The organism is Methylosinus sp. KRF6, from assembly GCF_018887255.1.
Taxonomy (GTDB): Bacteria; Pseudomonadota; Alphaproteobacteria; order Rhizobiales; family Beijerinckiaceae; genus Methylosinus; species Methylosinus sporium.
This window is the reverse complement of the sequence record NZ_JAHLJF010000001.1, coordinates 2895036-2921358: the sequence shown is the minus strand read 5'-3', so window position 1 is coordinate 2921358 and position 26323 is coordinate 2895036. Positions and strand designations below refer to the sequence as shown.

General features: G+C 66.5%; 27 protein-coding genes and 1 pseudogene. 15 read left to right on the top strand and 13 right to left on the bottom strand.

Annotated elements, in window-relative coordinates; genetic code table 11:
- Position 1: 1 nt before the first annotated feature.
- A complete protein-coding gene (locus KP010_RS13985) occupies positions 2-1123 on the bottom strand; it encodes a Glu/Leu/Phe/Val dehydrogenase (RefSeq protein ID WP_142862156.1) in 1122 nt (373 codons plus the stop codon).
- Positions 1124-1254: 131 nt separating this feature from the next.
- Here KP010_RS13985 and pdhA point away from each other — a divergent pair, with 131 nt between their 5' ends.
- From pdhA to KP010_RS13950, 7 genes are all read left to right on the top strand, one after another.
- The gene (gene pdhA, locus KP010_RS13980; protein WP_142862155.1) at positions 1255-2340 is read left to right on the top strand and encodes a pyruvate dehydrogenase (acetyl-transferring) E1 component subunit alpha; all 1086 of its coding nucleotides are present in this window, start codon (positions 1255-1257) and stop codon (positions 2338-2340) included.
- Positions 2333-3313: an alpha-ketoacid dehydrogenase subunit beta gene (locus tag KP010_RS13975; protein WP_142862154.1), complete on the top strand. Its 981-nt coding sequence runs from the start codon at positions 2333-2335 to the stop codon at positions 3311-3313. Before pdhA ends, KP010_RS13975 begins: the two co-directional genes overlap by 8 nt.
- A complete protein-coding gene (locus KP010_RS13970; protein WP_108915274.1) occupies positions 3310-4434 on the top strand; it encodes a dihydrolipoamide acetyltransferase family protein in 1125 nt (374 codons plus the stop codon). Before KP010_RS13975 ends, KP010_RS13970 begins: the two co-directional genes overlap by 4 nt.
- 78 nt (positions 4435-4512) lie before the next feature.
- Positions 4513-4857 (top strand): SPW repeat protein, encoded by a 345-nt coding sequence (locus tag KP010_RS13965; protein ID WP_142862153.1) that lies wholly within the window; start codon positions 4513-4515, stop codon positions 4855-4857.
- Between the two features lie 510 nt (positions 4858-5367).
- Positions 5368-5877 carry a hypothetical protein gene (locus KP010_RS13960; protein WP_216280973.1) on the top strand — a complete coding sequence of 170 codons (510 nt, stop codon included), beginning with the start codon at positions 5368-5370 and terminating at the stop codon, positions 5875-5877.
- Positions 5878-6109: 232 nt separating this feature from the next.
- Positions 6110-6733, top strand: coding sequence for a response regulator FixJ (fixJ, locus tag KP010_RS13955; RefSeq protein WP_142862152.1), 624 nt, complete (start codon positions 6110-6112; stop codon positions 6731-6733).
- 6 nt (positions 6734-6739) lie between these two features.
- Positions 6740-8296, top strand: a complete 1557-nt coding sequence (locus KP010_RS13950; RefSeq protein WP_142862151.1) for an ATP-dependent DNA helicase RecQ — start codon at positions 6740-6742, stop codon at positions 8294-8296.
- A 21-nt stretch (positions 8297-8317) separates the two neighbouring features.
- On the opposite strand, the gene KP010_RS13945 is transcribed toward KP010_RS13950, so the two are convergent.
- Entirely contained in the window at positions 8318-10168 is a 1851-nt protein-coding gene (locus tag KP010_RS13945; protein ID WP_216280972.1) for a cation:proton antiporter, read from the bottom strand.
- A 205-nt stretch (positions 10169-10373) separates the two neighbouring features.
- On the opposite strand from KP010_RS13945, the gene KP010_RS13940 reads away from it, so the two are divergent.
- Complete coding sequence (locus KP010_RS13940; protein WP_142863421.1) at positions 10374-11072, top strand: spore coat biosynthesis protein F; 699 nt, start codon at positions 10374-10376, stop codon at positions 11070-11072.
- A gap of 27 nt (positions 11073-11099) precedes the next feature.
- Here the strand turns inward: KP010_RS13940 and KP010_RS13935 are convergent, their stop codons facing one another.
- Positions 11100-11408 carry a carboxymuconolactone decarboxylase family protein gene (locus KP010_RS13935; RefSeq protein ID WP_142863422.1) on the bottom strand — a complete coding sequence of 103 codons (309 nt, stop codon included), beginning with the start codon at positions 11406-11408 and terminating at the stop codon, positions 11100-11102.
- 111 nt (positions 11409-11519) lie between these two features.
- On the opposite strand from KP010_RS13935, the gene KP010_RS13930 reads away from it, so the two are divergent.
- Positions 11520-12071: a TetR/AcrR family transcriptional regulator gene (locus KP010_RS13930; protein WP_142863423.1), complete on the top strand. Its 552-nt coding sequence runs from the start codon at positions 11520-11522 to the stop codon at positions 12069-12071.
- On the opposite strand, the gene cobU is transcribed toward KP010_RS13930, so the two are convergent.
- The 3 genes from cobU to KP010_RS13915 all read right to left on the bottom strand — a co-directional run bounded on the left by cobU (position 12050) and on the right by KP010_RS13915 (position 13491).
- Positions 12050-12565, bottom strand: coding sequence for a bifunctional adenosylcobinamide kinase/adenosylcobinamide-phosphate guanylyltransferase (cobU, locus tag KP010_RS13925; RefSeq protein WP_142863424.1), 516 nt, complete (start codon positions 12563-12565; stop codon positions 12050-12052). The two genes, KP010_RS13930 and cobU, sit on opposite strands and share 22 nt — an antisense overlap.
- Before the next feature lie 50 nt (positions 12566-12615).
- Positions 12616-13038, bottom strand: a complete 423-nt coding sequence (locus tag KP010_RS13920; protein ID WP_142863425.1) for a SufE family protein — start codon at positions 13036-13038, stop codon at positions 12616-12618.
- Between the two features lie 102 nt (positions 13039-13140).
- Complete coding sequence (locus KP010_RS13915; protein ID WP_142863426.1) at positions 13141-13491, bottom strand: hypothetical protein; 351 nt, start codon at positions 13489-13491, stop codon at positions 13141-13143.
- A gap of 249 nt (positions 13492-13740) precedes the next feature.
- On the opposite strand from KP010_RS13915, the gene KP010_RS13910 reads away from it, so the two are divergent.
- The 4 genes and pseudogenes from KP010_RS13910 to KP010_RS13895 all read left to right on the top strand — a co-directional run.
- A complete protein-coding gene (locus KP010_RS13910; RefSeq protein WP_253203629.1) occupies positions 13741-15567 on the top strand; it encodes a PAS domain-containing sensor histidine kinase in 1827 nt (608 codons plus the stop codon).
- The gene (locus KP010_RS13905) at positions 15560-16228 is read left to right on the top strand and encodes a peptidoglycan-binding protein (protein WP_142863427.1); all 669 of its coding nucleotides are present in this window, start codon (positions 15560-15562) and stop codon (positions 16226-16228) included. Before KP010_RS13910 ends, KP010_RS13905 begins: the two co-directional genes overlap by 8 nt.
- 74 nt (positions 16229-16302) lie before the next feature.
- Complete coding sequence (locus KP010_RS13900) at positions 16303-16653, top strand: DUF1491 family protein (RefSeq protein ID WP_142863428.1); 351 nt, start codon at positions 16303-16305, stop codon at positions 16651-16653.
- A gap of 165 nt (positions 16654-16818) precedes the next feature.
- Positions 16819-17028 (top strand): annotated as a pseudogene (locus KP010_RS13895) (transposase); the annotation flags it as partial.
- 609 nt (positions 17029-17637) lie between these two features.
- On the opposite strand, the gene queC reads toward KP010_RS13895, so the two are convergent.
- The 4 genes from queC to KP010_RS13875 all read right to left on the bottom strand — a co-directional run bounded on the left by queC (position 17638) and on the right by KP010_RS13875 (position 22061).
- Positions 17638-18363 carry a 7-cyano-7-deazaguanine synthase QueC gene (queC, locus tag KP010_RS13890; protein WP_142863429.1) on the bottom strand — a complete coding sequence of 242 codons (726 nt, stop codon included), beginning with the start codon at positions 18361-18363 and terminating at the stop codon, positions 17638-17640.
- Positions 18364-18384: 21 nt separating this feature from the next.
- Positions 18385-19053, bottom strand: coding sequence for a DUF4276 family protein (locus tag KP010_RS13885; protein WP_142863430.1), 669 nt, complete (start codon positions 19051-19053; stop codon positions 18385-18387).
- Positions 19050-20378, bottom strand: coding sequence for an AAA family ATPase (locus KP010_RS13880; protein ID WP_142863431.1), 1329 nt, complete (start codon positions 20376-20378; stop codon positions 19050-19052). Before KP010_RS13880 ends, KP010_RS13885 begins: the two co-directional genes overlap by 4 nt.
- Positions 20379-20504: 126 nt before the next feature.
- Positions 20505-22061: a HAMP domain-containing sensor histidine kinase gene (locus tag KP010_RS13875; protein ID WP_142863432.1), complete on the bottom strand. Its 1557-nt coding sequence runs from the start codon at positions 22059-22061 to the stop codon at positions 20505-20507.
- Positions 22062-22273: 212 nt separating this feature from the next.
- Between KP010_RS13875 and KP010_RS13870 the strand changes: the two genes are divergently transcribed.
- A complete protein-coding gene (locus tag KP010_RS13870) occupies positions 22274-22918 on the top strand; it encodes a uracil-DNA glycosylase family protein (RefSeq protein WP_142863433.1) in 645 nt (214 codons plus the stop codon).
- Here KP010_RS13870 and KP010_RS13865 read toward each other — a convergent pair.
- Positions 22913-23455: an adenylate kinase gene (locus KP010_RS13865; RefSeq protein ID WP_142863434.1), complete on the bottom strand. Its 543-nt coding sequence runs from the start codon at positions 23453-23455 to the stop codon at positions 22913-22915. The genes KP010_RS13870 and KP010_RS13865 overlap by 6 nt on opposite strands.
- Positions 23456-23585: 130 nt before the next feature.
- Between KP010_RS13865 and KP010_RS13860 the strand changes: the two genes are divergently transcribed.
- Positions 23586-24242, top strand: coding sequence for a DsbA family protein (locus KP010_RS13860; protein WP_108915308.1), 657 nt, complete (start codon positions 23586-23588; stop codon positions 24240-24242).
- A 25-nt stretch (positions 24243-24267) separates the two neighbouring features.
- On the opposite strand, the gene KP010_RS13855 is transcribed toward KP010_RS13860, so the two are convergent.
- Both KP010_RS13855 and KP010_RS13850 read right to left on the bottom strand, forming a co-directional pair.
- Positions 24268-24921, bottom strand: coding sequence for a response regulator transcription factor (locus KP010_RS13855; RefSeq protein ID WP_108915309.1), 654 nt, complete (start codon positions 24919-24921; stop codon positions 24268-24270).
- Complete coding sequence (locus tag KP010_RS13850) at positions 24918-26321, bottom strand: sensor histidine kinase (RefSeq protein WP_142863435.1); 1404 nt, start codon at positions 26319-26321, stop codon at positions 24918-24920. Before KP010_RS13850 ends, KP010_RS13855 begins: the two co-directional genes overlap by 4 nt.
- Between the last annotated feature and the right edge of the window lie 2 nt (positions 26322-26323).

Below are 26323 nucleotides of genomic sequence, written 5' to 3'. Positions count from 1 at the left end.
TTCAGCGCCAGCGCTGCGTCGCCATCATCTCGCGCAGACGCTCCTGCACCAATGCGGTGGCGGCGTCGCGCAGCGAGACGCGCCCGAGGGAGGCGCGCGCGATGATCTCCTGCATGTTGCGGGAGATTTTTTCGTCTATGGCGGCGAAGGCGGCTTTCTCGTCGCCGCCGGCATATTCGACCGATGCGCAGATGACGCCGCCGGCGTTGGCGATGAAATCCGGCGCGCTGACAATGCCGCGCTCGAACATCTCACGCTCCGCCTCCGCGGTCGCCGGAATATTGGCGCCCTGCACCACGAGCCTGCATTGCAGCCGGCCGACATTGTCGGCGCGCAGCACATCCGGCCGCGCGGCGGGGATGAATATGTCGCAGGGCGCGGCGAGCAGCGCATCGGGCGCCAGCGCTTCGCCGCGCGCATGGCCGGCGACGCTGGCGCCTTCTCTGCGCAGTTGCGCCAATGCGTCTATGTCGAGACCGGCGGCGTCATAGATCGCGCCGCGGCTATCGGAGGCGCCGACCAATATCGCGCCTTTGCGCGAAAGGAATCGCGCCGCATGTCGCCCGACGGCGCCGAAGCCTTCGACGACGACGCGGGCGCCGGCGAGCTTCAGCCCGGCGAAGGGCGCGGCGGCTTCGGCGGCTATGGCGACGCCATAGCCGGTCGCGCCGATTTCATCGAGCGGAATGCCGCCGAGCGCGGCGGGCAGTCCGACAGCGCGGCCGATCTCGTCATGCACATAGGCCATGCAGGTTTCATTCGTGCCCATGTCGGGCCCCGGAATGTAATCCGTCAAGGGCTCGATCGCCTTGGCGAAGGCGCGAATGAGCTGCTCCTTCTCCTGCGGCGGCATTGCGGGATCGCCGAAAATGACGGATTTTCCGCCGCCATGGCGCAGGCCGCAGGCGGCGTTCTTCAGCGTCATCGCGCGCGCGAGGCGGAAGCATTCCTCGACGCCGACATCCGGCGCCATGCGCACGCCGCCGATCGCGGGGCCGGCGGCGACATTGTCGATCACGACGATCGCCTCGAGACCGACGCCGGGCGTGCTGGCATAGACGATTTTCGCCGGACCGAATTCGTCGACGAAGGGGAAGGCGTCAGATTTGAACGACGCGGACATGCACCAAAAACTGGGCGCGAGGCGAGGCGCATTCAAGCGCACGGCGCGTCTCGAAGCAAAAAATTCCCTAGAGCAGATGAAAAGCGCGATGCGGCGCCTTACCTCACTTCGACGAAGCTCGAGGCAGGCCGATGACCATTGGCGTCTCCTTCCAGATCGACTTTCTCCGTTTCCTCTCCGCGTCGGGCGAGCTCGACCCTGCGACCCCGCGCGAAGCGATAGAGGCGGAGCTTCTGCTCGGACTCTATCGGGCGATGACGCGCACGCGCGCTTACGATGGCAAAGCCATAGCTCTGCAGCGCACCGGCAAGCTCGGCACTTTCGCTTCCGCTCTGGGGCAGGAGGCGATCGGCGTCGGCATAGGCTCGGCCATGCGCGGCGAGGATGTGCTCGCGCCATCCTATCGCGACCATGGCGCGCAATTGCTGCGCGGCATGACCATGGTGGAAAATCTCGTCTATTGGGGCGGCGACGAGCGCGGCAGCGATTACGCCGTTCCGCGCAGCGATTTTCCGATCTGCGTTCCCGTCGGCACGCAGATCGCCCATGCGGCGGGCGCGGCCTACGCCTTCGCGCTGCGCAAGGAGAAACGCGTCGCGGTGACGATCATCGGCGACGGCGGCGCCTCGACCGGCGATTTCTATTCCGCCTTGAACATGGCCGGCGTCTGGCGCGTCCCGCTCGTCGTCGTCATCAATAATAATCAATGGGCGATCTCGACGCCGCGCGAGCGCGAATCGGCGACGGCGACGCTCGCGCAAAAGGCGGTCGCCGCCGGCGTCGAGGGATGTCAGGTCGACGGCAATGATGTGATCGCCATGCGTCATGTCGCGCGCAGCGCAATAGAGAAGGCGCGCGACGGCGGCGGGCCGACGCTGATCGAGGCGCTCAGCTACAGGCTCGGCGATCATACGACGGCCGATGACGCGTCGCGCTATCGCGACGGCGAAATCGTGCGGCGCGAGGCGGAGAAGGAGCCGATCGCGCGGCTGCGCAAATATCTCACGACGCGCGGATTGTGGAATGAGGAGCGGGAGGCGCGCCTCGCGAAGGATTGCGCCGAGGAAGTGGAGCGCGCCGTCGCCGCCTATCTGGCGACGCCGCCGCAAGAATTCTCGGCGATGTTCGATCATCTCTTCGCGCATCTGCCGGAGTCGATGCGCGATCAATATGAGGAGGCGCGGCGTTTCGCTCCGAAGGGAGGCGGCAATGGCTGAGCTCACTCTCGTCGAAGCGGTCAATCGCGCGCTGGCGCATGAGCTCGAGCATGACCCCGCCGTGCTGCTGCTCGGCGAGGACATAGGCGTCAATGGCGGCGTGTTTCGCGCCACGCTCGGCTTGCAGCAGCGTTTCGGCTCGGCGCGCGTCATCGATACGCCGCTCGCCGAGGCGGCCATCGCGGGCGTCGCCGTCGGCATGGCGGCGATGGGACTGAAGCCGGTGATGGAGATTCAATTCAGCGGCTTCATCTATCCGGCGATGGATCAGCTCATCAATCACGCCTCGCGCCTGCGCAATCGCACGCGCGGGCGGCTCACCTGCCCCATGGTCTTGCGCGCGCCGAATGGCGCCGGCATTCATGCGCCCGAGCATCACTCGGAAAGCCCCGAGGCCATGCTCGCGCATACGCCGGGCTTGCGCGTCGTCATTCCGTCTTCGCCCGCACGCGCCTATGGATTGCTGCTCGCCGCGATACGCGATCCCGATCCGGTCGTCTTCCTCGAGCCGACGCGGCTCTATCGCCTCTTCAAGCAGGAGGTGATCGACGATGGCGAGAGCCTGCCGCTCGACACATGCTTCGTCTCGCGCGAGGGACGCGACGTCACGCTGATCGCCTGGGGCGGCATGTTGCACGAGGCGCTCGCCGCCGCCGAGAGTCTCGCGAGCGAGGGCGTCGATTGCGAGGTCGTCGACGTCGCGACGCTGAAGCCGCTCGACGCCGAGACGATTCTTCGTTCGGTCGAGAAGACCGGCCGCTGCGTCATCGTGCAGGAGGCCGCGCGCACCGCCGGCTTCGGCGCCGAGATCGCGGCGATAATCGCCGAGCGCGGATTGTATTTTCTGCAAGCGCCGGTGCGGCGCGTCACCGGCTATGACGTCGTCATGCCGCTGGCGCGGCTCGAGGGACAATATTTGCCGAGCGTCGCGCGCATCGCCGACGCCGTGCGCAAGACGATGGAGGCGGAATGAGCGTCTTCAAGCTTCCCGATCTCGGCGAAGGCCTGCAAGAGGCCGAGCTGGTGCAATGGCATGTCGCGCCGGGCGAGGATGTCGCCGTCGATCAGCCGCTCGTCTCCGTCGAGACGGCCAAGGCGGTGGTCGAGATCCCTTCGCCGCAAGCCGGACGCATAGAAAAGCTGTTCGCGCAGGCGGGCGAGATCATCCGCATCGGCGGGCCGCTCATCGCTTTCGTCGGCGACGGCGAAGCGCCGCAGCAGGCGCGAGAGGACAAGGGAACCGTCGTCGGCGCGATGGAGACGAGCGGCCGCGTGCTGCAAGAGGGCGCGGCGCCGCTCGGCCGCAACGGCGCCGGCCTGCGCGCGACGCCGGCGGTGCGCGCTCTGGCGCGACGGCTCGATGTCGATCTTGCGATGGTGACGCCCTCCGGCGCCGATGGGGTCATCACCGCGGCCGATGTGCAGCGCGTCGCGCGCATATTGTCGGAGGCGGCGCCGGCCGAGCCTCTGCGCGGATTTCGTCGCGCCATGGCGCAGAATATGGCGCAGGCGCAGGCCGAGGTGGCGGCGGCGACAGTGGTGGACGACGCCGACATAGAGGCTTGGGGCCAGGGCGAGGATACGACATTGCGGCTCATTCGCGCGCTCGTCGCCGGCTGCCGCGTCGAGCCGGGGCTCAACGCCTGGTTCGAATCTCATGCGCTGGCGCGGCGCGTGCTCGCCAAGGTCGATCTCGGCATCGCCGTCGATTCCGCCGAGGGCGGGCTGTTCGTGCCCGTGCTGCGCAATGTCGCCGAGCGCGATCCTTCCGATCTGCGCGCCGGGCTGAACAAAATGCGCGCCGACATCGACTCGCGCCGCATTCCGCCGGACGAATTGCGCGGCGCCACCATCACCCTCTCCAATTTCGGCATGATAGCGGGGCGCTACGCCGCGCCCATCGTGCTGCCGCCGACCGTCGCCATTCTGGGCGCGGGGCGCATTCGCCGTGCGATCGTCGCCGATGACGAGGGCCGTCCCGTCGCGCGGCGCATGTTGCCGCTGAGCCTCACTTTCGACCATCGCGTCGTCACCGGGGGCGAGGCGGCGCGTTTCCTCGGCGCCGTCATCGCCGATCTCGGGAGCCCCGTCTGAGCGACCGCTTGAAGGCGGGGCCGCCCGACGCCATATGCGCCGCTCATCGTCCAAAGGCTGGGCGGGCGGGAAGGCATCATGCCGACGCAGCGCATCTCTCACACTCCCGATTGGAGCAGCCTCGCCGTCGCGGCGATATTGCTGCTCGCGCCCTGGATCCTCCACTACACGAGCTGGATGGCGACGCTGGCGACGAGCTTCTCGGCCGTCATCCTGCTGGCGCTTTCGGCCGTCGCTTTCGCGGAGCTCGACGACAGCGAAACGCCCGAATATCTCATCGTCGGCGTGTGGCTCGTGATCTCGCCCTGGATGCTGGGCTTTTGGCCCGACACGCGGGCGCTGCTCGTGCATCTCCTATTCGGCGGCGGACTCGTCGCCTATGTCGCTTGGGAAATCTGGGGCGTCTCCGCCTTTCGCGATTAGACTCGGGCCATTCCCGGCGAGCGTCGCCTTCAGCGCGCGGCTCGGGCCCGAATAGATCGAATTTGAATAGATTTGTAGTATATTGGACCGATAAATGAATAGAGTTTTCTGTTCTTTCGTCCAACATCGCAGAAAAGCGCTCCGGACGCGCCTTGCGGCCTCCCATTCAACATATTGAAAAATAATACGTTTGCTCGTAGCCCGCGGCGCGTGCGCGGCGTATAAGTACATGTCCTAATTTTGGTTTTGCCGAGCAACAAGTATTGACGATCTACAAGGCCTGCCGCGATCCGGCCGACCAGGGAGATTTGGCGCAGATGACATCCATCCATCAATTTTATCTCCGTACGCAACCGATCAATTTGAAGCAATTCTTCCGGCGTCTCGTCTATTGCGATCCGCTCGTCCGGTCCCTTTGCCCATTCGCCGACAGCCGCGCATCGTTTGTCGCCGGCTGACCGCATCTCCATCGAACTGTAACGAGTTTGCGTAACGCGTAAGGAGCGTCCCATGATTACCGTGTCGCAATGCGCGGCCCAGGCGGGCCTGGCTTCACACGAGCTGGTTCTCGGCGCCGTCCCCTCTCCCGAGCATGACGCGCTGCTCGAGAGCTATCTGCTCAACGGCCATCGCGGACTTTCCGCCGTGCGCGAGATGATCGTCGCGGATCTGCGCGGCTTTCTCGATCTCGGCGTGACCGCGCGCGCCGCCGATCTCATGATCGTGCTGCGGCTGCTGCTCACCGCCCATCCGGAGGTCGGCATCGTCGCCCGTCCGCGTGCCGCCGAGGCGACCTTCGAGGCCGCTCTGCTCGGCCATTACCTCGACGTCCGGCGCGGTTGCGCCTCCGGCGGCGGGGCTTTGCGCGAGCCGGGAGTGGTGCTCTCCTTCGCGCGGGAGGCCGCGCGCGAAGGACGCCGGCGCTCTTCGCGGGGCGAGTCGGCGGAGCCGCTGCGAGGCGGCGAGCCGATCATCGCCCGCTTCGGCTCGCGCCTATTCTATCAGCGGGGCGAGCGCTGACCGCGCCGCCGCCCTATTCGTCGATTTTCGTCGGCGCTCCGGACCGGAGATGTGACCAGAGGCCCGGGGCTATTGCCAATCGGCCCGCCGCATAGGATCATCCCGGCCAGACAGCGCCTGTCGGGGCGCAGAACCGCCCGGGTGGTCGGACCCTATTCTCGATGCGACCGAACGGTTTTTTCGATCTCGGCTTTTCAGGCGACGGCCGGTCTCGGCGCGGCGGAGGCCGGCCATGACGAGCGCGCCGGCCATCGTTCATATCGTCGACGATGACGCCGCCGTCCGCGATTCCCTGAAGCTTCTCTTGAAGACGGAAGATTTCGACGTGCGCGCCCACGCCTCCGCGCGCGATTTTCTGGCGAGCGTCGGCCGGGGCGAAGGCGGCTGCGTCGTCACCGACGTGCGTATGCCGGAGATCAGCGGATTGGAGCTGCTCGCGGAGATCGAGGCCCGCGGCCTCGATCTGCCGGTCATCGTCATCACCGCCCATGCCGATGTGGCGCTCGCTGTCCAGGCGATGAAGGCCGGCGCCGTCGATCTGCTCGAGAAGCCTTTCGACGACGAGTCTCTGCTCGACTCCGTGCGCCACGCTCTGGGCGGACGCGGCGGAGCCGGGGGCCTCGGCTCCGAGGCCGCGGCCGCGCGCGATCGTCTGGCGAGCCTCACCTCGCGCGAGCGCGAGGTGCTGGTCGGCGTGCTCGACGGCCGGCCCAACAAGATCATCGCCCATGAGCTCGGCATCAGCGTGCGCACGGTGGAGGTCCATCGCGCCCGGCTGATGGTGAAAATGCGCGCCAAGAGCCTCTCGGAGCTGGCGCGCATTTCGGTGCTCGTCCCGCGCGCCGCGTCGATCTGAGCCGCCTTGCGCCGCGCTCCCGCCGACCTGCACGAGGCGCGGCGCATTCTGCGCGCACGCTTCGGCCATGACGATTTTCTTCCCGGCCAGGAGGCGGCGGTCGCCGCTCTGCTCGAGGGGCGCGACGTCCTCGCGGTGATGCCGACAGGCGCGGGCAAATCGCTGCTCTATCAATTGCCGGCGGCGATGGGGATCGCCCCGGCGGTCGTCGTCTCGCCGCTCATCTCGCTGATGCGCGATCAATTGCGCGGCCTCGAGCGCTCGGGCGTCGCCGCGGTCGCACTCCATTCGGGAGAGAGCGAGGAGGACTATGGCGAAGCCGTCGCCGCCATAGCGGACCGCCGGGCGCGGCTCGTCTATCTCGCGCCGGAGCGCCTCGCCAAAGACGGAACCATCGAGCTGCTGCGCGGCGCCGGAGTCGCGCTGCTCGCGGTCGACGAGGCGCATTGCGTCTCGCATTGGGGTCACGAATTTCGCCCCGATTACGCCCGTCTCGGCAAGATCGCGGCGCGGCTCGGCTCGCCGGTGCTGGCGGTGACGGCGACCGCCGGCCCGCGCACGCGCGCCGACATCATCGCCAGCCTGTTCGCGCGCACGCCCGAGGTTTTCGTCTCCTCCTTCGCCCGGCCCAATCTGGGCCTCTCCTTCGCTCCGCGCGGCGATGCGCTGGGGCGGCTGACGCGCTTCCTGCGCCGGCGGGAGGACGAGAGCGGCGTCGTCTATGTGAATTCGCGCCGCAAGGCCGACGCAATGGCGGCCACGCTGCGCCGGCTCGGCTTCGACGCGCTCGCCTATCACGCCGGCCTCGATGCGACGACGCGCGCGGCGCATCAGGACGCTTTCTTCGAGCGCGCCGGCGTCACCATGGTGGCGACCATCGCCTTCGGCATGGGCGTCGACAAAAAAGACCTGCGCTTCGTTTTCCACGCCGATACGCCCAATTCGATCGAGGCCTATTATCAGGAGATCGGCCGCGCCGGCCGCGACGGGCTGCCCGCCGATGCGCTCGCCCTCTTCGATCCGCGCGAGCTCGCCGGCCGCTTCGGCTTCGCGCCGCCCGCCGACGATCCCATCGCTTTGGGAGAGACGGAGCGCCGTCGCGCCATGGCCCGGCTCTGCCTCACCCCCTCCTGCCGCTTCCAGACGCTGCTCGCGGCCTTCGGCGAGGAGAGCGGCCGCTGCGGCCGTTGCGACAATTGCCGCGGCGGCCTGCTGGCGCTGCCGCGCCGCGCCGGGCTGGTGACGCTCGGCTGGCGCGTGGCGGCGCTCGCGCGCTTTGCCGGCGCGAACGCCGAGCGTCTGGACGAGCCGGAGGAGACGCCTATCCCCGCCGCGGCGCCGGGCCTCTCCGTCGAGCCGACAGAGGAGCGGCTCAGCGTGGCCGAGGAGCGGCTCTATCGCGAGCTGATCCGGCTGCGTCTCGATATCGCCAAGCGCCGCCGTCTCGCTCCGCGCGCGGTGGCGAGCGACGCCGTGTTGCGGCGTCTGGTCCTCACCCGGACGCTCGATGGCGAGAGCGTCATCGCAGCGGAGGAGTTCTTGCGCGCGATCGCGGAAGATTGAGCCCGGGATTTGGACGCGTCGCTACGCTTCGTCTTCCAGCCCTTGCGCCGGCCGCGCGCGCCGCTTCTTCAGTTCCAGAAGCCGGGTCGAGGCGCGATCGGCGCGCTGGCGCGCCGCCTCGCCGGTCGGCTGCAAAAGCTTGCGATATTCGTCGCGCTTCTCGTGAATGGAGGCGATGACATAGCCCATGGGCACGCCGACATCGACGAGCACCGTCTCGGCGAGTTGCAGGCTCGCCTCGATCGTCTCCGGTATCGCGTCGCTGGCGCCGAGCTCATAGAGATCCGTGGCGTGCCAGGCGTCGCGAGCGCGCGCGACGATCGTCAGATCGGCGCGCTCCTGATGGGCGAGGCGCACGATCTCCTGCGCCGCCTGCGGATTTTCCACCGTCACCACCAGAGCGCGCGCCTGCGCCACGCCGAGCAGCACGAGAAACTCGCGCCTCATGCAATTGCCCCAGCAGATATCGACGCCCTTGTCGCGCGTCTGCGCGACGAGATTGACGTCATTGTCCACGGCGACGAAAGGAATCTCGTGGCGGCCGAGCATATCGCCGATGAGCGCGCCGACGCGCCCATAGCCGACGATGACCACTTTGCCGGCGGCGACATCGCCTTCCGGCGCGAGATGCGCGAATTCGGCCTCGTCGTCTTGCAGACGGCGGCCGGGATTGAGCCATTCGCCGAGCCGCGCCAGCGCCGGCAGCGCGAACAGGCCGAGCGTCACGGCGAGCATGGCGTCGGCGCCGAGATTCCTCGGCAGCACGCCGGAGGCGATGGCCGCGCCGCCGAGAATAAAGGCGAATTCGCCGCCGGGCGCGAGCAGCAGCGCCACTTCCGCCGCTATGCGCGGACGCATCCGAAACGCGCGGCCGAGCAGAAAGACGATGAGCGTCTTGATCGCGATCACGCCTATGGCGATGACGAGCACCTGCGGCAAATCTTCGATCACGCGATCGAAATCGAGCCCGGCGCCGACGGAGACGAAGAAGAGGCCGAGCAGCAGTCCTTTGAACGGCTCGATCGTCACCTCGATCTCGCGGCGATATTCCGTCTCGGCGAGCAGCAGGCCGGCGATGAAGGCGCCCATGCCCATCGAAAAGCCCGCCGCGGCGCTGGCGACGCCGGCGCCGATAATGACCAGCAGACTCGTCGCGGTGAAGAGCTCGATCGATTGCGCCGCCGCGACGAGATGGAACAAAGGCCGCAGCAAAAGGCGGCCGCCGGCGATGAGCGCGGCCATGGCCACGAGCGCCGGCAGAAAGGCGAGCAGCGCCTTCAGCCCTTCGGTCTCGGCATGGGGCTCGGAGAGGAAGGAGATGAGGAACAAGAGCGGCGCGACCATCAGATCCTGCAGCAGCAGCACCGAAAAGGCGGCGCGGCCGGCGGCGCGATTGAGGCGCCGGCGCTCGGCGAGCAGAGGAATGACGATCGCCGTGGACGACATTGCGAGAGCCGCGCCGAGCAGCGCCGCGGGAGCCGGGCCGAGCCCGGCCCAGAACACGCCCGCCGCCGCCATCGCGCCGCCGCAGAGAACGACTTGCGACAGGCCGAGCCCGAAGACGAGCAGCCGCATCCGCGCGAGGCGCTCCCAGGAGAGCTCGAGGCCGATCATAAACAGCAGAAAGACGAGGCCGAATTCGGCGATTTTGGCGACGCCCTCGAGATCGCTCAGCGCGATGGCGGAGAGAAATTCGTGACGCTCCGCGAGCTTGCCGAGGCCGAAGGGCCCGAGCGCCGCGCCGGCCAGCAGAAAGCCGATGATGGGGCTGACGCGCAATCGATGAAACAGCGGCGCGACGACGCCCGCTGTGCCCAAAAACAGCAGAGCCTCGCGATATTCGCCCCACTGGAACGCAGCAGTCCCCGACATCGCCATCCTTTCCGCATCGCGGCGCGCGCTCCGCGCCGATTCGCTGCGCAGCATAAGGGCTCTGGCGCCCGCTTACGAAGCCGATTTACGCGGCGAGAGCTTCGCGTCGCGACGAACCTGTCGGCGACATGGCGCATCGCTTGCTTTTGCTGCGTGCGGAAAGGCCGCCGTGGGCGGCCGCGCTCTGCGATGAAAGGCGGCGTTCATGAACGTCCTCGCCATTATTTCCGCTACGACGATGCAGGACGGCCGCGAGACCGGCGCGCTGGCGCCGCTCGCCGGCGCGCCTCTGCTCGGGCGGCTGCTCGATCGACTGACCCATGCGGAAAAGCTCGTCGGTATCGTCGTGACCACCAGCGACGAGCCGGAAGACGCGCCGATTCGCGATTTTTGCGCCGCGCGTGGAACGCCTTGCCAGACCGGCGAGCGCGACGATCTCATCGGCCGCCAGCTCGCGGCGATGGCGGCGGCGGGCGCCAAGGGCGGGATTTCGCTCGACGCCCGCAATCCTCTGATCGATCCGGCGCTCGTCACGCAAGTCGCCGATCTGTTGCAAATGACCGATGGAATGCTGGATTGGATCGGCAATACGCTGGCGCCGGCCTATCCGCGCGGCATGGAGATCGACGGCTTCACCGCCGCGGCGCTGACCGAGGCGGAAAAGCGCTGCGGCGAGCCGGAGCAGCGTCGCCGCGGCCCCGCCTTTCTGCGCGAGAACAGCCGCATCTATCGCCCGCTGAGCCTGAAAGCCCCGGCGGAGGTCGCGCGGCCCGATCTGCGGCTCGGGCTCGAGAGCCTCGCCGATCTGCCGCGGCTGGAGGCGATCTTTCAGAGCTTTGCGGGCCGCACCGATTTCACTTTGGCGGAAATCATCGCCGCGGCCGATCGGCTCGCGGCGCAATGAGCTCGGGCGAAATCTGTCGGGAAAGACTCACTCCATGCCGGCGATATGCGTCCCATGGGTGACGGCGGCGCCGGCGCGCAGCGCGGCGGCGATGAAGACGGTCTCGGCGAGCTCGGCCTCGGTCGCGCCGGCGGCGATCGCCTGCTTGCGATGGATTTCGAGGCAATAGGGGCATTGCGTCGTCATGGCCACGGCGAGGGCGATCAGCTCCTTGTATTTCTTGGGGATGGCGCCCTCGGCCATGGCCGCCGCGTCGAATTGCTTGAACGCCTCCAAGGCCGTGGGCGCCGATTCGCCGACCGCTTTCAGCCGCTTCACATTCTGCATGTCGTACATGGCCTTCCCTCCTTGCGATGAGCGCTTACCTATCAGATGATAGGTGAACCATGCGCCATTGACGAAGGGCCTGTCAATGGCGCTTCCTCTCCGAGGAAAGGGGGAGACGGGATGGCGACGGCGCGACGCGGCGAAGGGACTGCCGCGAGAATTCTCGACAGCGCGGAGGAGCGGCTCTGCCGCTACGGCTATAATGGCGTGAGCTTTCGCGACATCGCCGCCGATGTCGGAGTGAAGAGCGCCAGCGTCCATTATTTTTTCCCCACCAAGCCGGCGCTGGTCGCCGCGGTGGCGCGGCGCTACGCCGATCTCTGCGTCGAGGAACTCGGCGATCCGCTGACCCGCACGCCAGCGGAGGCGGTGGGGATGCTCGCGGAAATGTTCCGCCGCACCGTGGCCGAGAAGAAGCGCATGTGCCTTTTCGGCATGTTGGCGGCGGAGGTCGGCGGCCTGCCCTCCGAGGTCGGCGCCGAGGCGCGGCGCTTCTTCGCCGAGACGCTGGCCTGGCTGCGCGTCGCGCTGCGCGGCGACGCCGCCGAGGCGGAGGCGATTCTCGCGGCTTTCGAGGGCGGCGTGCTGCTCGCTCGCGCCATGGACGATCCGGCCATGTTGGAGAAAGCGACCGCGCGCATGGCGGCGCGTCACTTCACCGCGAGCGGATAACCGGCGACGACGAGATAGAGCCGCCCCGCAGCGCCGGCGACCGCCTGATGCAATTCGCCGGCGGCGTCGCGAAACCGCCGCGCCAGCGCATTCTCCGGCACGATGGAGAGGCCGACCTCGGAGGAGACCACGACGGTCGGCGCGCGCCGCTCGGCGAGGGCTTCGAGCAGCGCCGCGCGATCGGCGCGCAAATCCGCCTCCGCCAGCAGGCGGTTGCTCAGCCAGAGCGTGAGGCAATCGACCAGCAGCGGATGCTCCGCCGGAGCCTCGCCAATGGCCTGCGCCAGCGCCTGCGGCGCTTCGATCGTGCGCCAATCGCCGGCGCGCCGCTCTCTATGCGCAGCGATGCGGCTGCGCATCTCCTCGTCGAAAGCCTGCGCGGTGGCGATATAGGTCCAGGGGCCGGGCCCGGCGGTCACGAGCCGCTCGGCGAAGCCGCTCTTGCCGGAGCGGGCGCCCCCGAGAACGAAGGTCAGATGCGGGTTTTCAGTCATGCTCCGTCACGCCCGGGCGGGATTTACCCCGTTCGCGCGCAACGGGCAAATCACGCCGCGAGAGCGGCGCGGGCTTCGTGCTTGATGCGCTCGACCATGGCGCGGACGCCATTGCTGCGCTGGGGCGTCAAATGCTGGGCGAGGCCGAGCTCGGTGAACAGCGGCATGGCGTCGAGACCGGCGATCTCATCGGCCGGCCGGCCGGAGTAGAGCGCCAGAATCAGCGCCACGAGCCCGCGCACGATATGGGCGTCGCTGTCGCCGCGCAGCGAGAGGATCGGCGCGCCGCGGCCTTCGCGGATCACCTTGCTCTCCAGCCACACCTGGCTCGCGCAGCCGCGAACCTTGTTCTCTTCCGTATGGGCTTCGTCCGGCAGCGGCTCCAGAGTGCGGCCGAGCTCGATGAGATATCGATACCGGTCCTCCCACTCGTCGAGCATTTCGAAATTGCCGATGATCTCGTCTATCACCATTGTTCGCTCGCCCGCTGGAGACGCCATGCCGACTTCTATATGGCCACTGTCCGTTTTGGCGCAATCGCCGGCGCATTGGCTCGATCGCCTGCGTCGATGCAATCACGGCGCCGCGCCGAGGCCAGCGGGGCGCCGCGGCGGCTCGACCGGCGCCGTCGCCCGGCCGATTCGTTCGGCCGCCCGCAGACATTCCATCGGATGCGCCATGCAATGATCGCGGGCGACAGCGGCGATTCGGCCCGCCGCCTCTTCCGCGAGCTCCGAAAGGGCGCCGCGCGCCGTCTCGACCGGCGAGACCTTGCGCTCGACGCTCGAAGCCGGCTCGGCCCGAGCCGCGGCGGGAAAACGCGCCGGCGCTGCGCGCTCGCGCGGGGCCGGATCGTGGTCCGCGTCACGCATGACGAGGAGACAGACCACCCCTAAAAAAAACAGAGTTTTGAACAAGAATCCCACGATCGCCGCCTCGCTTCGCCGACGCGGAGCCGCCGCGCGTCGGCGAAACGTTCGCCTGCGTCCCTTACCGCTTCGTAAATGTCGAGTGTCGCGAAACACGCCGGCGCGAGCGGGGCCGGAGGGCTAAGAAGTCGCAAACCATAAGCCGCTTTCCGTCCCCGACGAAAACGGATTTCTTCCATTTCTATGGTCGGTTTAGCAGTCACTTAACACCGATTTGTCACATTGGGCTCGATCGGGAGCGTGAATTTGCGTAAGCCAACTGCACCTTGGGCGGCCGTGTCGAGCGAGTGGATCGAGCGTCTGGCGCAATCCGGACGCCCGATCGATTCGATGGAGCGCGCGCGGCGCGAAGCCTTCCTCTTCTCGCATCTGGCCTTGGCCGCTGGCGTGCTCATCGCCGCCCCGCTGTGGATCGTCGTCCATGGCGCGCCGACGCTCGGCGAGAGCGCGATCTTCGCTCTGGCGCAATTGCCGCTCTTGTCGGTGGTCGCTCTGCTGCGCCTCGACGATCTGAAGGTCGCGCAGTCGATCGCCGCTTTCGGCTGGCTCGCGCTCGCGGCCGCCTGCCTCGCGGCCGGCGAGCACTCCGGCGCCGCGGCGCCGTTCGGAGCGCTCGCCCTCATCGAGGCGACGCTCGCGCTCGATCTCACTCTGGTCACGACCGTCGCCTTCGGGGCGCTCGCGGTTCTGGCCTCCGCCGCTCTGACCGCGGCCGACGGCGGCGGATTTCTCGAGACGCTGCTCGCGGCGCCTCTCGTTCTCTATGTCGTTCTGCTCGCCCGCTGTGCGGCGCGGGTCGAGACGATCCGCTCGCAGGCGGAGGCGCGCAGCGCCCGCGATCTGCGGCTCGTCTCGGAGGCCGCCGGCGATCTCGTCATCGGCTTCGACGAGGGCGGCGCGGTCTCCACCCTCATCGGCGACGCGGCCGAGGCTTACGGCCTCGACGCCCGCGAATTGATGGGACGCGGCTTTTTCCAGCGCGTCCATGTCGGCGACCGCCCGGCCTTTCTCAAGCTCGTCTCCGACGCCATAGCGACCGGCGAGACGATACGGGCGACGCTGCGGCTGCGCATCGGCCATTCGCGCAACGAGCAGGGCGAGTTCCTCGAGCCGGTGTTTCATTTTTTCGAGGCGCGCAGCAGCCAGATGGAGGCCGCCGAAGGGGAAAGCGCGGCCGGCGTCGTTTGCATTCTGCGCGATGTGACGGCGCAGCGTCACGCCGCCGAGACGATCGAAGCGGCGCGCCGCGAGAGCGAGATGGCCGCCGCCGGCAAGACGCGCTTCCTCGCCAATGTCAGCCATGAGCTGCGCACGCCGCTCAACGCCATCATCGGCTTCTCGGAAATGCTGGCGAGCGAGCAGCTCGCGCCCGCCGATCCGGCCAAGCGCCGCGAATATGCGGAGATCATCCGCAATTCGGGCCAGCATCTGCTCGCCGTCGTCAACACCATCCTCGACATGTCGAAGATCGAATCGGGTTCGATGCAGCTTTCGCCCGAGCCTTTCTCTCTGCCCGAGCTCGTCGAGCAATGCGTGAGCATGATGCAGCTGAAGGCCGAGCAGGGCCAGGTGACGCTCGCGCGCGATTATCCCGAGCGGCTCGAGGAGATCGTCGGCGACAAGCGCGCCTGCAAGCAGATCATCATCAATCTTCTCTCCAATGCGGTGAAATTCACGCCCGCCAACGGCCGCGTGCGCATCCGCCTCGCTCCGGACGGCAATTGCCTCGCGCTCTCCGTCACAGACAGCGGCATCGGCATTTCCGCCTCCGATCTCGGCCGGCTCGGCGATCCTTTCTTCCAGGCCAGCGCCAGCCATGACCGCGCCTATGAAGGCACCGGCCTCGGCCTCTCCGTGGTGCGCGGCCTCGTCGGCCTGCACGGCGGAACCATTGCGGTGGAAAGCGCGCCGCGCAGCGGCACCAGCGTCACCGTGCGCCTGCCGCTCGATTGCCGTCCCTTTCAGAACAAAGCCCCCGCTCTCGCCAGGATCGAAACGATCGCCCGCCGCGGCGTCATCCGTCCCGCCGAGGAGCTCGAGGCCGCCGAAGACAGGGTGAAGAAAATTGCGTGAAGCTCTCGCCGGCGCCAATCATGATTTCCTGCTCCGCGACGAGGATCGCGGCGAAACGCGGCGCGGCCGCGGCTCCAAGGCCAGCGCCAAGGCCGAAAAAGGCCCGCTGACGAGACTGTTCGGCGGCCGCAGGCGCGGGATCGTCTTCCTCTGCCTCGCCGGCGTGACGGCGATCGGCGTGCCGTTGAACGCGCTCTATTTCCAGGACGGACGCCATCCGGCGCCGCTGTTCCGCTCCTTCGCGCCCGAGCCGCGCGCCGCCGCCGAGGCGCAGGCGCCGCTCCCGCCCGCACGCCCGCAGGCCGTGGCGGCCCCGGCGCAGCCCCCGGCGATCCAGCCCGCGCCGACGGCTCATGCCGCGGCCAAGCCCACAGCCAAGCCGGAGTCGACACAGGCCGAGAAACGCGACGCGATCGGCGCGCTGCTCGCGCCCAAGAAGGACGCCCATAAGACGGATGAGGCCGACAAGAATATGCTGGCCGCCCAGCGCGCGCTCGCCAAGCTCGGCTATGCGCTGAACGCCGACGGCAGGATGGGCGGCGCGACCAAGCAGGCGATCGAGAAATTCGAGCGCGACAATCGCCTCCCCGTCACCGGCGCGGTGACGCCGAAACTGCTGCACAAGCTGGAGCAGACCCGAGCGCGCCTCGTCGCGCATTGACGGGGTCGTCAGTGACAGCCCAGTCGTCGGTGAAAGCCCTTGCGCGGACGGCCTCGATCGGCTGAAAAGAACTCATGCGTCTGCGCTCCGACTTCTATGTCTCCGCTCTCATCCGCCGCGCCGAGACGGCCGGCTCGATCGCCATGCTGCGCCGTCGCGGCTCCGAGGAGGCCGGCGCGATCTTCATCAAGATCGATCGGCTGGACGGACGCGCGGCGCTGCTCGGCCCGGCGCCGCAGAGCGTCGACCTTCCCGAAGGCGTCGACCGCCTCTTCGCCCGGCTGCATTCGGAAGAATGGGTGACGCCGCTCGAGGCCGAGGAGCGCGCGCGCAAGGAAATCGCTTTCGACTCCGATCTCTGGCTGGTCGAGATCGAGGATCGCGAGGGCCGCGGCTTCGTCGATATCGCCGCTCGAGAGCAATAGAGCGATTCCAGCCGAAGTAGACCGCTTCATCGGCGCGCCGCGCCAGCAACTCGCCACCTAGCGCCTGTCATCGATTGGTAAGGCGCCCCACGGGCAGGCTTGCCTATTCCCAAGATCGAGTTTGCGTGATTCATAGGTGGTTGGCCGAATCGGTGGGGCCGACCGATGGTACGACGTCACGCCTTGCGCAATGATCAATGGCTGCGCATCGAGAGTTTGCTTCCCGGGCGCGAGGGAACGGTCGGCGTGACCGCCAAGGACAACCGGCTTTTCGTCGAGGCGGTGCTGTATCGCTATCGCGCCGGCATACCCTGGCGCGATTTGCCGGAGCGCTTCGGTGATTTTCGCGTCGTGCACACGCGATTCAGCCGCTGGGTGTTTGATCTTTTCGCCGGGGTTCAGATTCGGCGACGTCGTGGCGGCGGATCGGATCAGCGCCTCACGATCTTCCTCCGACACGGGACCGAGATTCGTCCCTCTTCGCAACCCGTGAGCGCGAGGCAGACGAGAAGAATAGGCATTCTGCATTTTGTCGTCAGCGACGCCAAAGTCTGCCCCTCGGGTCGAATGTGCAAAAAGAAACGGCGCGCATCATGCGGCGCTGCGCTCGAACAATGATCACTCGAAACGATATTTGCTTCGGCGCCTGTTTCCACGCTACCGCACTTCGGGTGAGCAATCACTCTGCCCGCCCCCGATCAGGCCACACGCGCCTGATCCAAGTGTCGGCGAGCGTCGGCCGAGCTATCCGGTCATGTTCGTACGGCCAGCGGGGTTCCGTCACAAATCATTATTGCAGGCCGGTTTCTGCTATGATCGCGGATCATTGTCGCGTCGCAGATTTTTTTGCGAATCCCCGAGCCTGCGGGAATTGACGGAGGGCTCGCCTTCGCCGCGCAGCGCGCGCGACGACATAGAGGCGGCGGCCGGTCTGCGTTTTGAGCGCCGCCGATTCGCGGCGAATAGCGGAGGACGAGACGAGCTTCATTGCTCTCGATCGGCGCGATATTTCTCCCAGCCGGCGGCGCGCAGGCGACAGGCCGGACATTCGCCGCAGCCATGGCCCCAGTCGAAGCGCGCGCCGCGCTCACCGAGATAGCAGGTGTGGCTCTCCTCGACGATGAGCCGCACCAAGGGCTCGCCGCCCAATTCCTCGGCGAGCTTCCAGGTCGCGGCCTTGTCGATCCACATCAGCGGAGTGAGAATCTCGAGCGGGCGATCCATGCCGAGCGACAGCGCCGTCTGCGTCGCATGGATCGTCGCGTCGCGGCAATCGGGATAGCCGGAATAATCGGTCTCGCACATGCCGCCGACGAGCTGGCCGATCCCGCGCCGATAGGCGAGCGCCGCGGCGAAGGTGAGAAAGAGAATGTTGCGTCCGGGCACGAAAGTATTGGGCAGGCCCGAGGCGTCGAAGGCGATCTCCGCCTCGCGCGTCAACGCCGTGTCGGAGATGGCGCCGAGCGCTTCTATCGTGATGGTGTGATCCTCGCCGAGCCGCTCGGCCCAGAGCGGGGAGATGCGCTTCATCCCCTCCCGCAGCACGCCGCGTTGCTCCAGCTCGACGCGATGACGCTGGCCGTAATCGAAGCCGATGGTCTCGACGCGCGCGAAGCGCGACAGAGCGAAGGCGAGGCAGGTGGCGGAATCCTGGCCGCCGGAGAAAAGGACGAGGGCCGAGTCGGAAGAGGAGGCGTCAGTCACGGACATGCTCCTTTTTGGTGACGGGTATCAGTCGCTCGCGTTCGAGACGCATCGCATCTCGACCAGGGCGTCGATCAATTGGCTTTCGAAAGCAGCGAATGACGACAGGCGCCGCAACTGGTCGAGAGACTGTCGCTGCGCGATCGACGCATATAATTGCTGCACGTCGTCCGATCGACGTCGACTCCCTCTCACTTTGATCACCGCCTCGTGCAAATTTAACTTAGGGTCTTTCAACCGCTCGGCTGCTCTCGGCTCCGATGGCAGCCCGATCGACTCGGGGGAGCCGGTATAGCCGAGCGCCGATGTCACAGCGGCGCCGTCGGATAAAATCCAAGCTTCCGTCTCGTGTCGGGGAGCTATGACGACGCAACGGCGCGGCGGCCATTCGCACCGGCGCTCCATTGCCAGACACAGAGCGCAAGATCGCGCACCCATGTTCGCTTCGAGGCTTCGTCCACCCGTGTCGGAATGGACGAATATGATTTGGAAAGCGTCTTTTGCCTTACACGCTTGTTGTGCCACCTCGTCGATGACGCGTCCCGCGAGCCGAACGGCCTGCATTTCAGGAATCTCTATCTTTTGCAAAGGTGATCGCTTTTCGAACGCTCCTTGCAAAGCCCGCGGTATCAGCACCTCGAAATAGGCCCGATCCGAGGCGCCTTCGCAATGCGCCACCCAGCTCAAATAGATCATGCGGCATCGCTGACGTGCTGTAGAAGCTGCTCGATCTCGAACCGCGTCAATGTCGTTTCGTGATCGAAGAAATCTCCACTCGGCTTGATCCCAGAGCGCATACGCGTCCGCGTCGACCGGAAGCCCGTTGCGGGGTCGAGCGTCACGACACTGTCCGACGCGACGAGTTCCCCGTCTTTGAGCGCCGCCATCACCTTGGGCGAATGTGTATTGATGATGATTTGAAAGGAAGGCGTTTCAGAGCTCGACGAAAACGCCGCCGCGTCACGCAAGAACTCGACTAGCATCGGCACGCGGCCCTCATGCACCCCGTTCTCGGGTTCTTCGAAACAGAGCGTGCCGCGCCTCTCGGGATCATTCAGCACCGTCAGCACGGCAAGCAATCGTAGAGTGCCGTCAGAAATGACGCGCGAGCTGAACGTTTGACTACCGGCGAACTCCAGATTGAAGGAATATTGCCGGCGATCCGTATCCGTCGTCACGCTCAAACGATGGACCGACGGGATAAGCGAAGCGAGATCTGCCGCGATGTCCGAAAGAACGCCGTCCGGACGTTGCTTCGTAGAAGTATCTTCCTTCAGCGCCGCCAACGCAGCCGCGAGGTTCGATGCATCTGCTTTCAGCTTACGATCTTCGAAGCGGTCGTTGACGCTCCTCGCCGCTTGCGGATTTATTTCCAAAAATCGCACGTTCGCCAAAGCATCGCGAAGCGCATATAAATGCGGAAACTCCGCTGTCGAGATCGTTGAAAGCGCGGTTTTTGTCGCCTCTCGCAGAGAAAACCGAAGAGGCTTGCCATGCTTCTGCGGACCGTCTTGACGCACCTCGACAGCGTCCCCATTCAACCGGATAAAAGGATTTACCGTCGAATTATATTTAAGCTTTATCGATTTTAGAAATACTGCTCTATCATCCCTTCTTCTCATGGCCGAACAACGCTCTTCTTTTACAACAACCCCCCTCGGGCTCCCATCCGCATTACGAACGATGCCGAGCCTCAATTCGTAGCGGAGACGTTGCGCGGTTATGTTATATTTTGTTCCGAACGCGTCCATCCCCTCGCGCGGGAGAAGCACCTCGACCGCAAACGACATTTGCTCGAAATCTCGGGCCGGCGTTTTCCGAAACAACTCTTCCGGCTCCCCTCGGAGGTCTTTCATCGCCGTTCTGATGTCGTTGCTCGCAAGCAATGAGAGGAAGCGTAATGCATCGAAGAGGTTCGACTTTCCGCTCGCGTTCGCCCCGACGACCGCGGTGAAGGGCTGCAGGTCCAAGCCGAAATTTTCGAAGCTTTTGAAGCCGTCGATTTCGATCCGCGTCAGCATATATCAGTTACCCGATGAGGTCGCCCGAGCGTACACGCCTCGCGCCAGATCAAATCGCAAGGCGCGAAAGGTCGATCAGACCGCTAATCAAGGCAATAGCACATTATGCCTATTGTCGTTACCCTCTCACGCCGCCGCACTCCGCCTGCGCTCGGCGCTCGCGTAATGCTGCGCCTCTTCCTCTTCCTCGAATTTCGGCAGCGCGTTCATCACGCGCTCCGGCGGGAAGACGACGATCGCCTCCGTGCCCTCGCGCACTCTGGACTTCAGCTTGAACAGACCGCCATGCAGATCGACGAGGCCTTTGACGATCGGCAGGCCGAGGCCGGTGCCCTCCTCCGCATTCTTCTGGGCCAGCGTGCCGCGGCCGAAGGAGGACATGACGACAGCGATCTCTTCTTCTGGAATGCCCGGCCCGGTGTCGCGGATCGCCACATATTGGCCGCCGGCGCTGGTCCAGCCGATCTTGAGCGTCACCTGCCCGCCCTGCGGCGTGAATTTGATGGCGTTGGTCAGGAGATTGAGCACGATCTGCCGCACCGCGCGCTCGTCGGCCCAAATGCGCGGGAGGTCGGGCTCCTTGGCCTCGATCATCTCTATGCCGCGCTTTTGCGCGCGAATGGTCAGCAAATGGCGGCAATCCTCGACGACGCCGGCCAGCGAGACGCTCTCCTCCTTGAGCTCGTAGCGGCCGGCCTCGACGCGCGAGAGATCGAGAATCTCGTTGATGAGCATCAAGAGATGCTGGCCGCTCGAGTGAATGTCATTGGAGTAATCCTTATAGGCCGCCACCGCATGGACGCCGAACAATTCGTTCTTCAGCACCTCCGAGAAGCCCAGTATGGCGTTGAGCGGCGTGCGCAGCTCATGGCTCATGGTGGCGAGGAAGCGCGATTTGGCGAGATTGGCCTCCTCCGCGCGGCGACGCGCCTCGTCGGAATTGGCCTTGGCCTGCTCCAGCTCGCCGATGAGATCGTCCTTCTCGATGCGAAAGAACAGGCCCTCGCGCGTCACATGATGAACGCGCTTGGCCAGCACGACGAAAAACACCTGCGCCGCGCCGACCAGCGCCAGCAGCGAGAGACTGGTGTCCTCCATTCCGTCTATGCGCAGGCAGGCGACGATGGCGAGCGAAATGGGCGTGATCGTCGCATAGACGGCGAAAGGTATGGTCGCCGTGACCATAGTGTTGAACGCCGCCGCCAGCATCAGCATAGCCGTCACGAAAGCCTTGGCGTTGGGGTCTTTCGCCTGTAGCAGCAGCAGAGCCATCGCCGCCCAGACGAGGCCGTGCAAAAATTCCGCGGCGACGAACTTGCTGCGCCAGCCGACCACATTGATCTCGTCGTCCAAGAGACGCTCGAGCTTCTTGGCGAGGCCGTAGCACAGCAGCAGGCTCGAAAAGGCGAGCACGGTCCAAATGATGACGAGCTCACCCTCCATCCAATAGCGGGTCAGCGCCGCCACCATGGCGATCAGCGCCGTGGCCGGCACGGCGGAATGAATGCGCGCGGAGGCGTAGGCGCGCAGCAGGCCGACGTCGCAGCCTCTATGACCCGTGTCCGAAGAGGTGAGCCGCTCGCGCGCTTGACGCACTTTGGCGCTGCGGCGGCGACGCTCTGCGAGCGCGCGGGGGTCCTTGCCCCGGCCGCGCTCGATCATCTCGGCGGTTATGTCATTCATGATACGCTGGGACCCGAAAGCAACGGCGACTCGAGGCATTCCATCGACGGCCCCAGACGGGAAACGTCGTCACGACCCTTTCCAGAAGCCGAAATAAATCTCTGCAATCTAGGCGTCAGGTCGAGCGTCGCCGATAATGGGGCGGAAACGTTAACGGGGGACTCACGACATTTGTCGAATTCGATGGATTATCCGCCCGAGCGAGCGCTGAATTGAGCTTTTCCACCGCGAACAAATCCGCTCTCGCCGCGCTCGTCTCGGGCGTCGGCGCCTGCCGCATTTGCGTCGAGCGGCCGCAGGGCGCGCCTTTGCCGCATGAGCCGCGGCCGGTGCTGCGCGTCTCGCCACGAGCCAGGCTGCTGATCGCAGGCCAGGCGCCCGGAATGCGCGTGCATCGCTCCGGCCTTCCCTTCGATGATCCGTCCGGCGACCGGCTGCGCGATTGGATGGGCGTCGATCGCGAGACTTTCTACGACGTCTCCCGCGTCGGCGTCGCCGCCATGAGCTTCTGCTTTCCGGGCTATGACACCCATGGCGGCGATCTGCCGCCCCGCCGCGAATGCGCGCCGCTCTGGCATGACGCGCTGTTTGCGGCTCTGCCGCAGGTGGAGACGATACTGGCCGTCGGCAAATATGCGCAGGCCTATCATCTACGCCGGCTCGGCGCGGCGCTGCGGCCGGGCGCGAGCGTCGCCGAAACGGTCGGCCGCTGGCGGGAATTTTCGGCGCTTTCGCCGAAGATCGTTCCGCTGCCGCATCCCTCCTGGCGCAACACGGGCTGGCTGAAACGCCATCCCTGGTTCGCGGAGGAGCTTTTGCCGGCGGTGCGGGCGGAGGTAGCGCGCCTCGTCCTATAGAGCTTCGACCGCCGACAGGACCGCGCGCGCCAGAGCCTCGACCGGTTGCGAGGAATCGAGGCTCAGAATCGGAGCCGTCCGGGAGCCTAGCCACCTCTCGTGCGCGACGCGACTGCGTCGATCCACGCCGGCCGTATCATAGGCGGCGGCCCAGGCGAAGAATGCCGCGCTCGCCTTCGCCATGTCGCCGCCGGGCTCGATGCGCGCGCCGTAGCGTTCAAGCTCGCGCCGGCGCAGCCGATCCATCCGAATCGCGGGGTCGAGCCGAAGAAAGACGATCAGCTCGTAAAAAGGCTCGATTGGCGCCGCCCAGCCGATCGCCGAGCCGGAAAACACCCAATTTCCCGTCGCCGGCGTGAGCTCCTGCAGCAGAGCGAGCCGTTCCGACAGAGGCCGCGGCGCGACGAAGGGTGGGTCGGTCGGCGCCCAATAGAGCCGGTCCGAGTCTATGTGCGGAACGCACAACAGATCGGCGATCCTGGCGCCGAGCGTCGAGACGCCGGATCCGGACGCGCCGAATATGTGAATTCGCGGCATTGTCCGTTCTCCCCTCTGTGCGCGGCGATCCTTGTCCTGTCGACGGCGCCGGAAACCTCGCGCTCGGCCGATTCCCCGCGAGGCGAAAATGCTCTATGGTCCGCCCGTTTCGCGACCCTATGGAGCGGCCATGCAAAGCTTCGACCTTCGTTTCACCCGTCGCGCCGCGCTCGCCGCGGCGGCTTCCGCCGTCCTCGGCCTCTCTGCGCCCGCCTTCGCCGACAAGGCGCCGAGCGGCAAGGTCCCGGTCGAGGAGCTGATGGCGCCCAATGCTCTGCCGGATATCGTCGAGGGCAAGGCCGACGCGCCCGTCACCATCGTCGAATACGCCTCCATGACCTGCAGCCATTGCGCGGCCTTCCACAAGGACGTCTATCCGACGCTGAAGAAGAATTTCATCGACACCGGCAAGGCGAAGTTCATTCTGCGCGAGTTCCCGCTCGATCCGCTGGCGACGGCGGCCTTCATGCTGGCCCGCAACGCCGGCGAAAAGCGCGATGCGGTCGTCGATCTGCTCTTCGCCCAGCAGAAGAACTGGGCCTTTGTCGACAAGCCGCTCGACGGCCTCGCCAATGTGCTGAAGCAGACCGGCCTCGGCCAGGAGAAATTCGAGGCGACGCTCAAGGATCAGCAGCTCTACGAGAATGTGAGCAAGGTGCGCGACCGCGCGGCGGAGAAATTCGGCATCAATTCGACGCCGACCTTCTTCATCAACGGCGAACGCTACAGCGGCGAGATTCCCGCGGCCGACTTCGACAAGATTCTGTCCGAGAAGGCGAAGTCGTAAAGCCCCGCGCGAGGCTCGCGACTTCTCACACCGACCTCTCGGCGCCGACCAGGCCGGCGCCGATGGCGAGCCAGACGAGATGCGCGTCGGTGCGGGCGCCCATCTTGGATTTGATCTGATAGTGATAATTCTGCACCGTCTTGGCGCTGAGATTGAGCGCGCGCGCGATCTCGTCGGTCGTGCGGCCGGAGGCGACGAGACGGAGAATCTCCGTCTCGCGCGGGCCGAGATCGTCGAGCGGGGAACGGCCCTCGGCGAGGCGCTCCGCCGCTATCTCCCGCGCAATGTCGTCGCCGAGCGCGCGGCCCCCGCGGGCGACCGTCTCCACCGCGCGCACCAGCTCCACCGCCTCGCCGCCCTTGGTGACGAAGCCGCTGGCGCCGGCCTCGAAAGCCTTGAGCGCATAGGCCGCGGCGTCATGCATGGTGACGACGAGAATCCGCGCTTTCTTGTCCCATTGGCGGATATGGCGCACCGCCTCCAGCCCGCCGGCGCCCCCGGCGAGCTGCAAATCCATCACCACGACATCGGGCGAAAATTTGCGATAGGCCTCATAGGCCGTCGCGGCGCTGTCGGCCTCGCCGACGACGCGAAAGCCCGGCTGACGCTCCAGCAATCGGCGATACCCCTCGCGCACGATCGGATGATCGTCGACGAGCAGGACCGAGACGCCGCTCACGCCGCGCGCCCGAATGCGCTGGCCGCCGCGTTGGAATTGGCCGGCGCCAGCGGAATGCGCGCCGCGACGCAGACGCCGTGCGCGGCGCGATCGATGGAGAGGCTGCCGCCGAAGGCGGAGACGCGCTCGCGCATTCCGAGCAGGCCATGGCCGGCGGAAAAATCGATGCGCGTCGGATCGCCCTCGCCGTCGTCCTCCACAGTGAGCGCGACGAAACCGTCATTGGAGGCGAGCCGCTCCACGCGCAAGAAAACCTCGCTCGGCCGGCCGTGGCGCATGGCGTTGGTGAGGCATTCCTGCGCGATGCGGAAGACGCTGGTGGAGACCGCTGGCGGCACGCCGGCGAGATCGCCCATCAGATCGAGATGCACGACCGCGCGGGGCGCCGTCTGCGCGTTCCAACCGGCGACGAGCTGAACGAGGCAGGCCTCGAGGCCCAGCTCATCGAGATCCTGCGAGCGCAGCCGCGCCAGCGCCTCGCGCAGAGTCATCGTCATGCGCCGCGCCACCTTGCCGATGGAGCGGGCGTCGGCGGCGAGATCGGGCCGGTCGGACGCCCCCGCCTCTATCGCCGCGGCGAAGGCGCTGGTCGCCGTCAGGCATTGGCCGAATTCGTCATGGAGATCGCGCGCGAGAGCGCGGCGCTCCTCCTCCTGCACCTCGAACAGCCGCTTGGTCAGCGCGACGCGCTCCGCCGTCGTCTGCGCCAATCGCTCGGCGAGATCATTGGCGGCGCGGGCGATGAGGCCGAACTCTCCGCTGGTGAAGGATTTGATGCGATGGCGATAATTGCCGTTCTCAAGCCGTCGGAGCCCGTCGACGATCGTCTGCGTCGGCGCCAGCGCGTGGAAGATAGCGAGCGCCGCCAGCAAGCAGACGCCGATCGCCATGGAGGCGGCGACTCCGGCGACGATGGAGATCTCCCGCCAGGCCTGCCGCACGGCCGCCGCCGAATCGGCGCGCGCGACCACGGCCCCGGTCTCCGGCTGGCGCACGGTGAGCGGCCGCGACACCGGCGCCGGCGCGCCGAACAGAAGCTCGAAAGCATGGGCGAACCATTGCGGCGCCTCGAGGCCGACCCCGTCCATCTGGCTGCACAAGACGCGAGGCTCCTCCGTCCCCGGCGCGAAAGTGATGCAGACGCCCGGCGAGACGAGCTTCACCGTCGAAAGCGACTCCCAATTGGGAATGGGCAGAATATTATCGCGGCGAAGACTGCCGCGCCAGAGAATCTCCCGCCAGAAGAGATGCTCGAGCTCATGAGCGACGCGCTCGGCCGAGGCCTGCGTCTCGGCGCGAATGGAGCGATTGGCGTCGTCCATCACCCAGCCGATGGCGAGCGCGAGGCAAAAGCCCACAATGGCGACGAGGCGCATGATGAGGCGAATGATCAATTGCATCG